The sequence below is a fragment of the Kitasatospora sp. NPDC085895 genome, assembly GCF_040702125.1.
Classification (GTDB): Bacteria; Actinomycetota; Actinomycetes; order Streptomycetales; family Streptomycetaceae; genus Kitasatospora; species Kitasatospora arboriphila.
Genome location: NZ_JBFBJY010000020.1, coordinates 1 through 7,650 on the forward strand (window position 1 = coordinate 1; position 7,650 = coordinate 7,650).

General features: G+C 76.4%; 8 protein-coding genes, 1 tRNA gene and 1 pseudogene. 4 read left to right on the forward strand and 6 right to left on the reverse strand.

All coding sequences use genetic code 11. The features are described 5' to 3' along the window. Window positions 1-82: 82 nt before the first annotated feature. Together AB0442_RS15285 and AB0442_RS15290 are read right to left on the reverse strand one after the other, a co-directional pair. Window positions 83-155: transfer RNA gene (locus tag AB0442_RS15285), tRNA-Lys, on the reverse strand. Between the two features lie 121 nt (window positions 156-276). Beyond that, window positions 277-951, reverse strand: a complete 675-nt coding sequence (locus AB0442_RS15290; RefSeq protein WP_366163145.1) for a nucleotidyltransferase domain-containing protein — start codon at window positions 949-951, stop codon at window positions 277-279. Between the two features lie 139 nt (window positions 952-1,090). Here AB0442_RS15290 and AB0442_RS15295 point away from each other — a divergent pair, with 139 nt between their 5' ends. Further along, on the forward strand, window positions 1,091-2,299 hold the full coding sequence (locus AB0442_RS15295; RefSeq protein WP_366163146.1) for a crosslink repair DNA glycosylase YcaQ family protein: 1,209 nt from the start codon (window positions 1,091-1,093) through the stop codon (window positions 2,297-2,299). A gap of 217 nt (window positions 2,300-2,516) precedes the next feature. Here the strand turns inward: AB0442_RS15295 and AB0442_RS15300 are convergent, their stop codons facing one another. Next, on the reverse strand, window positions 2,517-3,080 hold the full coding sequence (locus AB0442_RS15300; protein ID WP_366163147.1) for a transglutaminase family protein: 564 nt from the start codon (window positions 3,078-3,080) through the stop codon (window positions 2,517-2,519). Window positions 3,081-3,162: 82 nt separating this feature from the next. On the opposite strand from AB0442_RS15300, the gene AB0442_RS15305 reads away from it, so the two are divergent. Together AB0442_RS15305 and AB0442_RS15310 are read left to right on the forward strand one after the other, a co-directional pair. Further along, window positions 3,163-3,912 carry an SDR family oxidoreductase gene (locus AB0442_RS15305; RefSeq protein ID WP_366163149.1) on the forward strand — a complete coding sequence of 250 codons (750 nt, stop codon included), beginning with the start codon at window positions 3,163-3,165 and terminating at the stop codon, window positions 3,910-3,912. A gap of 67 nt (window positions 3,913-3,979) precedes the next feature. Further along, window positions 3,980-4,792: a tyrosine-protein phosphatase gene (locus AB0442_RS15310; RefSeq protein WP_363542786.1), complete on the forward strand. Its 813-nt coding sequence runs from the start codon at window positions 3,980-3,982 to the stop codon at window positions 4,790-4,792. 30 nt (window positions 4,793-4,822) lie between these two features. Here the strand turns inward: AB0442_RS15310 and AB0442_RS15315 are convergent, their stop codons facing one another. Next, entirely contained in the window at window positions 4,823-5,956 is a 1,134-nt protein-coding gene (locus tag AB0442_RS15315) for a low temperature requirement protein A (RefSeq protein ID WP_366163150.1), read from the reverse strand. Window positions 5,957-6,098: 142 nt separating this feature from the next. Here AB0442_RS15315 and AB0442_RS15320 point away from each other — a divergent pair, with 142 nt between their 5' ends. Then, a complete protein-coding gene (locus tag AB0442_RS15320) occupies window positions 6,099-6,401 on the forward strand; it encodes a hypothetical protein (RefSeq protein WP_366163152.1) in 303 nt (100 codons plus the stop codon). A gap of 62 nt (window positions 6,402-6,463) precedes the next feature. Here AB0442_RS15320 and AB0442_RS15325 read toward each other — a convergent pair whose 3' ends face one another. Then, the gene (locus AB0442_RS15325; protein ID WP_366163154.1) at window positions 6,464-7,273 is read right to left on the reverse strand and encodes a TIGR02452 family protein; all 810 of its coding nucleotides are present in this window, start codon (window positions 7,271-7,273) and stop codon (window positions 6,464-6,466) included. Window positions 7,274-7,415: 142 nt separating this feature from the next. Beyond that, a pseudogene (locus tag AB0442_RS15330) lies at window positions 7,416-7,650 on the reverse strand (RNA helicase); the annotation flags it as partial.

Genomic DNA, 7,650 nt, shown 5'->3' on the forward strand with positions numbered 1-7,650 from the left:
GGCGGGGGGCCACCCCACCCCCCCCCCCCGCACCCCCCCCGCCCGGCCGGGGGGGCGGGGGGCCCCCCCCGGCCCGGGACGGTGGGCCGCCAGGGGCTCGAACCCTGAACCTACGGATTAAAAGTCCGCAGCTCTGCCAATTGAGCTAGCGGCCCGCCGGCGGGCACGACCGTGCTGGTACAGCGCTCGCCGGGGCCGATCCTACCCGGTGATCCCCGGGGGGCCGCCAGGGGATTGTGCGCCGCGCCGCGCCTCGAACCGATGCGCGGACGGGCGTCAGGCCGCCGGGTCCAGGTGGACGGCCCGGACCCGGCGCAGCCAGGCCTCGGCCGGGGCCTCGTCGGGCGCCGTCGGCAGCACACCGGGCCGGTCGAAGCGGGCCTCCGCCGAGGCGAGCAGCCCGGCCGCCTCCTCGGGCCGCTCGGCGTAGCGCTCGCCGAGCGCGCGGACCCGCTCGGGGTCGGCGAGCCGCACGGTGACCTCGCCGGTCTCGTGCAGGGCGAGGCCCTGTTCGACCAGCCGGACGAGGTGCCGGGCGTGTTTGGCGGCCCTGGCCCGCGCGGCCGGGTCGGTGGTGTCCCGGGTCGTCAGCTTCCTGAACTGCTGGGTGGCGTAGCCGAGGTAGGAGCGGCGGACGGCGTGCTCGCTGAGGAAGGACCGGCGGATGCCGATCAGCTCCTCGCCCAGCGCGGTGCGCACCTCGTACAGGTCCTCGGGCAGCCAGGCGAGTTCGGAGGCGGTGGGGTTGCAGTTCAGCGCGAGCCGGCACCACTTCGCCGCCTCGTGCAGGGTGCGGTCGGGCGCGGTGGTGACGTGCGACTCCGCGGGCCGCTGCAGGCCGTGGAACTCGACGGTTGGCGCGGCGAACAGGCCGAGCCGGTCGATGTCCGAGCCGGCGTGCGCCAGGCCGTACGCGGTGGAGCCGACGATGCCGGCGAGCAGGACGTGCACGGGCGTCTCCGTCCGTCGGGGGCCGGCAGAACCGGTGGGGGCTGAACGGGCAGTCTGCCGTGCGGCCGCCGCCGGGCGCGACCGAATTGTCGGTAGGTCGCTCCGGCCGCCCGTGCTCCGGCGCGCCGATACTGGGCCCATGGCGAACGGGCTGATGGACGGCGTGGTCCCGGCGGCGAAGCTCAGGGCCTGGTGGGCGCACCGGCAGTGGCTGACGGGCGGCCCCGAACCGGCGCACGCGGGCGCCTCCCCGGCCGAGGTGCTCACCGCGGCCGGCTGGGCCCGGTCGGTGGGCGGCGCCGCCCCCTACCTGGGCCTGTTCGCCCGGGCCGGGCTGGGCCGGGAGGCGGTGGACGCGGCGGTGGCCGCCCTGCAGGTGCACGAGCTGCCGTCCGCCCGCGGCTGCACCTACGTCCTGCCTGCGGCGGACTACGCACTCGGCCTGGCCGCCGGCGCGGGTGCCCCGGAGAGCGAGATCACCTCCGCGGTGAAGCACCTGGGCGTGACCCGGGACGAGATCGAGAAGCTCTGCCTGACCCTCGGCCATCTCCTGTCGCCCGACGACCCGTTGGAGCCGGCGGCGATCCGCGAAGCGGCGGGCGGGGCCGTCCGCCCGCTCGGCGAGGCGGGCCGCAAGCGCGGGGTGTCGACCACGCTGCCGCTGGCGCTGGGGCTGCTGCAGGCCCGCGGCCAGGCCCGCCGGGTGCCGGTCAACGGCCGCCTGGACCAGCAGCGTTACGGCTACGTCCGGTGGGACCAGCCGGTGAAGGGCTCCGCCGCGGAGCTCGCCGAGCGGTACCTGTCGTGGGCCGCGCCGGCGGCCGTCCGGCACCTGAGGTGGTTCACCGGGTTCACGGCGGCGACCGCCAAGGCCGCGCTGGCCCCGCTCGACCTGGTCACCCTGCCCGGCACCGACCTGCTGCTGCCGGCCTCCCTGGCGGCGGAGTTCGAGGCCTTCGTGCCCCCGGCCGAACCCTCGTACGCGCTGGTCGCCGGGATCGACGGCATCCACCTGCTGCACCGGGACCTGCCCCGGCTGCTGGACGCGGCCGACGCCGGACGGACCCTGCCGGGCGGGCGGGCCGGGCGCACCTTCGGCTCCGAGGCCGACCCGCAGACCCACGTCGTGGTGGACCGCGGCCGGATCGTCGGGCTGTGGGAGTACGACCCCGGGGAGCGGGAGATCGTGCACCGGCTGTACGTACCGGAGGACGCGGCGCTGCGCGCGGTGATCGACCGCACGGAGGCCTTCGTCCGCGACGAGCTCGGGGACGCCCGCGGCTTCGGCCTGGACTCGCCGAAGAGCCGCGCCCCCAGGATCGCCGCCCTCCGCGAGGCAACTCCGTAGGCGCTCGGGATGCCGCGGTGGCGCTGGGGCCACCTCCCGGCCGAAGGCTGGGGGCGGAACCGCGCGGGTCGGATGCGGGCCACCGTGCGGACCAGGGGTGAGCCGGATTCGTCAGGAGCCCCACCCCCGGACTGCGCGGTTCTCCCCCGGCCTGGCGGCCGGGAGGTGCCCCCACGCGCCCCTGGGGTTGACCGCCCGAGCGCCCTCGAAGACGGTCCTAGAACGCGGTCGGGATGTAGTCGAAGGAGGCGACGCCCGGCACGCCCCGGGCGAGGCCGGCGGCCAGGACGGGCGGTACGGCGGCGTGCACGCCGGGCTCCAGCGGGACGTCGGGGTAGGCGAGCCGCTCCTCGGCCGGGGTGACGGCGAACCGGGCGTCCATGCCCGGCCGGTTGCCGCGCGCGTCGATCCGGACCCACTCCGACTGCCCGGGCAGCCGGTACGCGGCGAGGGCGTGCAGCGCCTCCAGCCGCTGGTAGCACAGGCCGGCCGGGATTCCCTCGGCCCGCAGCAGCGCGACCAGCAGGTGGGACTTGCCGTGGCAGACGGCGTCGCCCGCGGCGAGGACGTCGGAGGCGCGGACGGCGGCGCTCCACCGGTCCACGTCGTAGGAGTGCGCCACCTCGTCGCGGACGTGCAGGTACAGGGCGCGCGCGGTCTCCTCGGCGCTCGCACCGCGCAGGCTGCGGGCGAGCGCGCGGATCGCGGGGTGGTCGTGGTCGATCGTGGCGTCGGCGGCCAGGTGGGCCCGGTCGTCGGTGGCTGCGGGTTGCGCGGTCATGCGGCCATCCTGCGGGGCCGGGGTGCGGGCCGACCGGGATTTCCACCCTTCGGACACGGCCGGTTCGGCTACGGTCGGGGCCATGAGCGACGAAGTCCTTGTGGTCACCGGCGGCGGACGCGGGATCGGGGCCGCCACCGCCCGGCTGGCCGCGGCCCGCGGCCACCGCGTCTGCATCAACTACCTCAACGACGGCGTCTCGGCGCAGGCCGTGGTGGACGGCATCCGCGCCGCGGGCGGCACCGCGATCGCCGTCCGGGCGGACGTGAGCCGGGCCGACGGGGCGAGGCGGCTGTTCGAGACGGTCGACGAGCGCCTCGGCACGCTGACCGGCCTGGTGAACAACGCCGGCACGCTGGAGAAGCAGTGCCGCCTCGACGAGCTGGACGAGGACCGGCTGGCCCGGATCTGGGCGGCCAACATCACCGGGCCGTTCCTGTGCGCGGGGGAGGCCGTCCGCCGGATGTCCACCCGCTACGGCGGCCGCGGCGGGGCGATCGTCAACGTGTCCTCGGCCGCGTCCAGGCTGGGCTCGCCCAACGAGTACGTGGACTACGCGGCCTCCAAGGGCGCGCTGGACTCGATGACCCGCGGCCTGGCCCTGGAGGTCGCCGGCGAGGGCATCCGGGTCAACGCGGTGCGCCCCGGTCTGATCCACACCGGCATCCACGCGCTGGGCGGCGAGCCCGGCCGGGTCGACCGGGTCGCGCCGGGGCTCCCGATGGGCCGCGGCGGGCAGCCGGAGGAGGTCGCCGAGAGCATCCTCTTCCTGCTGTCGCCCGCCTCCTCGTACAGCACCGGGGCCTTCCTGGACATCGCCGGCGGGCGGTGAGCGGCGCGGCGGCACGGGTTTCGCGATCGGGCCCGCCCGGCGGGCCGGGCGGCCTACCGTTGGCCCCATGACCGAGAGCGAGTTCGACGACGCCGTCGACACCGACGCCGCTGTTACCGCCACCGCCTCCACCGTCACCACCGGTGCGACGTCCGGGGCGGTCGCCGACATCCCAGCACGCCTCGACTACCAGCGGTCCCGGCCGCACGGCACCGTCCCGGACGTGCCGAACTTCCGGGACGCCGGGGTGGGCACCGTCCGCCCCGGCGTGCTGTTCCGCTCCGGCACCCTCGCCCTGCTGACCCCGCAGGGCGCCCGGGCGCTGGAGGCGCTCGGCATCCGGGTCGTCGTCGACCTGCGCACGTCGACCGAGCGCAGCCGCTGGCCGGACGAGCGGCACGGCCTGGACTACCTGGACCACCACCTGCCGCTGCTGCCGGACCGCTCGGAGACGGGCGTCGAGTGGCCGTCCGGGTCGCTCCCGGTCTACCTCTTCATGGCCGAGACCGGCGGGGCCGCGATCGCCGGCACCGTCCGCCGGCTGGCCGCACCGGACGGGACGCCCGCGGTCGTCCACTGCGCCGTCGGCAAGGACCGCACCGGTCTGACCGTCGCCGTGGTGCACCACCTGGCCGGGCTGTCCGAGGAGGAGATCGTCGAGGACTTCCTGCGCTCGAACGTGCACCTCGGCCTGGACAAGGGGCCGGTGCCCTACCTGGACGAGAACGGCGAGGAGCAGCTCTCGCACCCGGTGGAGGCGGACAGCCTACTCGCGGCGCTCGCCCGGATGCGCGAGCTGCACGGCTCGATCGAGGGCTACCTGCTCGCCCACGGTGTCACCGCGGAGGAACTGGCGGCCCTTCGCGCCAAGTTGGTCTGAGGGCCCGGGCCTGCGGTGCGCGGCACCGGCTCAGCCGCGGGCGGGCCGGTGCCGCTCCTCCCAGGCGAAGGCCGCGGCCATCAGGACGGCGATCGCCCCGAGCTGGACGAGCGCCGACCTCCCGGTGCCGAGCGGGACGGTCGCCGCGACCAGGGCGGCCGCCACCAGCCGGGGCAGCAGCGGGTGCAGGCCGAAGGTGCGGCGGATCCCGGCGTTGGCGACCAGGAACAGCGCCGGACCGGCGGCCAGCACCGCGGCCCGGGCGGTGGAGAGCACCGCCGCCGGGTGCGCGACGGCCGACTCGGCGCCCGCCGCGAAGAGGATCACCGCGAGCAGCAGCGCGTAGTGGCCGAGGTTGTGGACGCGGATCGCCACGCGGTTGCGCCGGGCGTCGTCCAGCACCGCCATCACGGCGACCGTCCGCTCGTCGTCGTCGTGGCCGAAGTAGGCCCACCACAGGCCGATGCAGACCGCGAGCGCGCAGACCGCCGCACCCACCGGCCCGGCGGTGAGCTCCTCGTGGCCCGCGGCGCCGGCGCCCAGCGCGACCACCGACTCGCCGAAGGCCACGATCACCACCAGCCCGTGCCGCTCCACGAAGTGGTCCGCCCGCAGGTGGAACTGCGGCAGGTCGACCAGGTACGGGTTGGCGATCTGCAACGCCAGCGAGGCCGTCCACAGGGCGAGTTGGACGGAACCCTCCAGGTAGCCGCCGACCACCACCAGGACGGCGATGACCAGGTTCAGTCCGCCCATCCGCAGCACCGACCCGCGGGCCACCCCGGCCGCCGCGAACATCCCGGTGTGCACGGCGATCACCAGCAGGTACGCCCAGCCGAACGCGGCCCCGCTGCCGTCGAAGGCGTGCGGCACGGCGAGCGAGACGATCAGGAAGCCCGTCATGCCGAGCAGCAGGAAGGCCCGGCGCGGGTGCGTCGACGGCGGCATCGCGTTGGTGAGCCAGATGAACGCGTCGTACATCCACCAGATCACGGCGAGCATCACCAGCACCCGCACCAGCCCGCCCGGGGTCAGGTGGTGCACCAGGCTGGCGGTCAGCTGGGTGATGGTGAAGACGAAGACGAGGTCGAAGAAGAGCTCCAGCGGGCCGACCCGCAGTTCGGCCTCGTCCTCGACGGCGGTGGTCCCGGTGGCAGTGGTCACGGGCGCGAGTATGGATCAACTCGGCCGCCTGCGGGCGGGATTTCGGCCGCACCGGTGCCCGCCCGGTGCCGTGCCCCGCCCCGGGGCACCGGGCCCGGCGGGTTAGGGTCGCAGGAGAGTCCCCGGAGCGAGGAGTACGGCAATGGCGGGTGTCCCGAGCACGGCGGTGGCGGCGGCCGGTCTGATCGGCGGGTACGGCACCGCCCGGTGGAGCGGGCGCCGGGAGCTCGGCGGGGCGGTGCTCGCCGCCGCCGGTGCCACCGCGGCCGTCCAGTGGAACCGCCAGGCCGGCCCGGCCACCGCGGCGGCGCTGACCGGGCTCTACGTGGCGGCGTTCGGCGGCTCGCACCCGCTGGCGAAGAAGATCGGCGCCTGGCCCTCCGTCCTCGCGGTGACCGCCGTGGTGGCCACCGCCTCGGCCCTGGCCACCCGCCGCAGCAGCTGACCCGAAGGCCCCGCGGGGCCGGCAGGCGCCCCCGCCCGGCCGCGGGTCGGCCCGGGGGCCGCTCAGGCCGCCGGGAAGCGCGCCTCGAAGGCCGCCCGGTTCGCCGACACCGGTGAGCGGTCCCAGACCGCGAAAACCACCCGGTCGAAGGCGGCGCCGTGGGTCGCCAGGGCGGCGGCGAAGGCGTCCGCCACCACCGCCGGGTCGTTGCGGAACACCCCGCAGCCCCAGGCCCCCAGCACCAGCTCGCGGACGCCGTGCCGGGCCGCCGCGGCGAGCACCCGGACGGCCCGCTCGGCGAGCACCCCGGCCACGTCCACCGGCCGGCCGCCGGAGCGCAGCGCCAGCTGGCCCGCGTTGGGCGCGGGCGAGGTCAGGAAGGACAGCGCGTAGGGCTCGGCGAGCAGCCCGCCCGGCCCGCGGACCACCGGCACGTGGGGCGACCAGATCACCCGGTGGCTGTACCGCAGGTCACCGGAGGCCCGGTGCGCCTCGTAGTAGTCCGGGGCCTCCAGCAGGCACCGGTAGAGCAGCGCGCTGCGGCAGAGGTCCTCCTCCTGGGCCTTGGCGCCGCGCAGGTAGCCGCCGCCCGGGTTCCGCGCCGAGGCGAAGTTCAGCACCGCGACGTGCTCGCCGCCCGCCGCGACCAGCCGTGCGCCGGCCTGGATGCTGCCCTCGGCCGTGACCTCGACCGGCCCCGTGAACGGCCCCGCCCCGGGGCCCGCCGGCTCGTCCGGCCCGTACGAGACCGTGCCGGCCCGGGCCGCGGCCAGGACCGGCCCGATCTCCACCACCGCACCGGCCCGCGTCCGGTAGTTCCCCCGCTCGGCGATCTCCTCGTTCTCGACCGCCACCTGGTGCATTCGACTCATGGCGGTGACGCTACGCGCCGCCCCGGGGAGCCCGCCACCGATTATTCTCATTCCGAGAACAACACCGCGCCCGGCCGCCCGGGAACGCGGACGGGCCCGCCCCACCGAAGTGGAGCGGGCCCGTACCGGGGCGCGTGAGGCGTCAGTTCTTCCAGCGCGGCTTGCGGTCGTCGCGGTTGAAGCCGCCGCGCTCACCGCGGTCGCGGTCGCCGAAGGAACGGCCACCGCGGTCGTCGCGGCCGAAGCCCTGCGGACGGCCGCCGGAGCGGTGGTCGTCGCGGCGGGCGAACGGACGGCTGCTGCTGTTGCCGCGGTCGCGGTCACCGAAGGACGGGCGGTCGCCGAAGGAGCGGGCCGGACGGTCGCCGAACGAACGG

Coding starts and splice junctions, on each gene's coding strand:
- AB0442_RS15325 (WP_366163154.1), bottom strand. CDS start 7,273: ATGAGTCGAATGCACCAGGTGGCGGTCGAGAACGAGGAGATCGCCGAG.
- AB0442_RS15305 (WP_366163149.1), top strand. CDS start 3,163: ATGAGCGACGAAGTCCTTGTGGTCACCGGCGGCGGACGCGGGATCGGG.
- AB0442_RS15295 (WP_366163146.1), top strand. CDS start 1,091: ATGGCGAACGGGCTGATGGACGGCGTGGTCCCGGCGGCGAAGCTCAGG.
- AB0442_RS15320 (WP_366163152.1), top strand. CDS start 6,099: ATGGCGGGTGTCCCGAGCACGGCGGTGGCGGCGGCCGGTCTGATCGGC.
- AB0442_RS15300 (WP_366163147.1), bottom strand. CDS start 3,080: ATGACCGCGCAACCCGCAGCCACCGACGACCGGGCCCACCTGGCCGCC.
- AB0442_RS15310 (WP_363542786.1), top strand. CDS start 3,980: ATGACCGAGAGCGAGTTCGACGACGCCGTCGACACCGACGCCGCTGTT.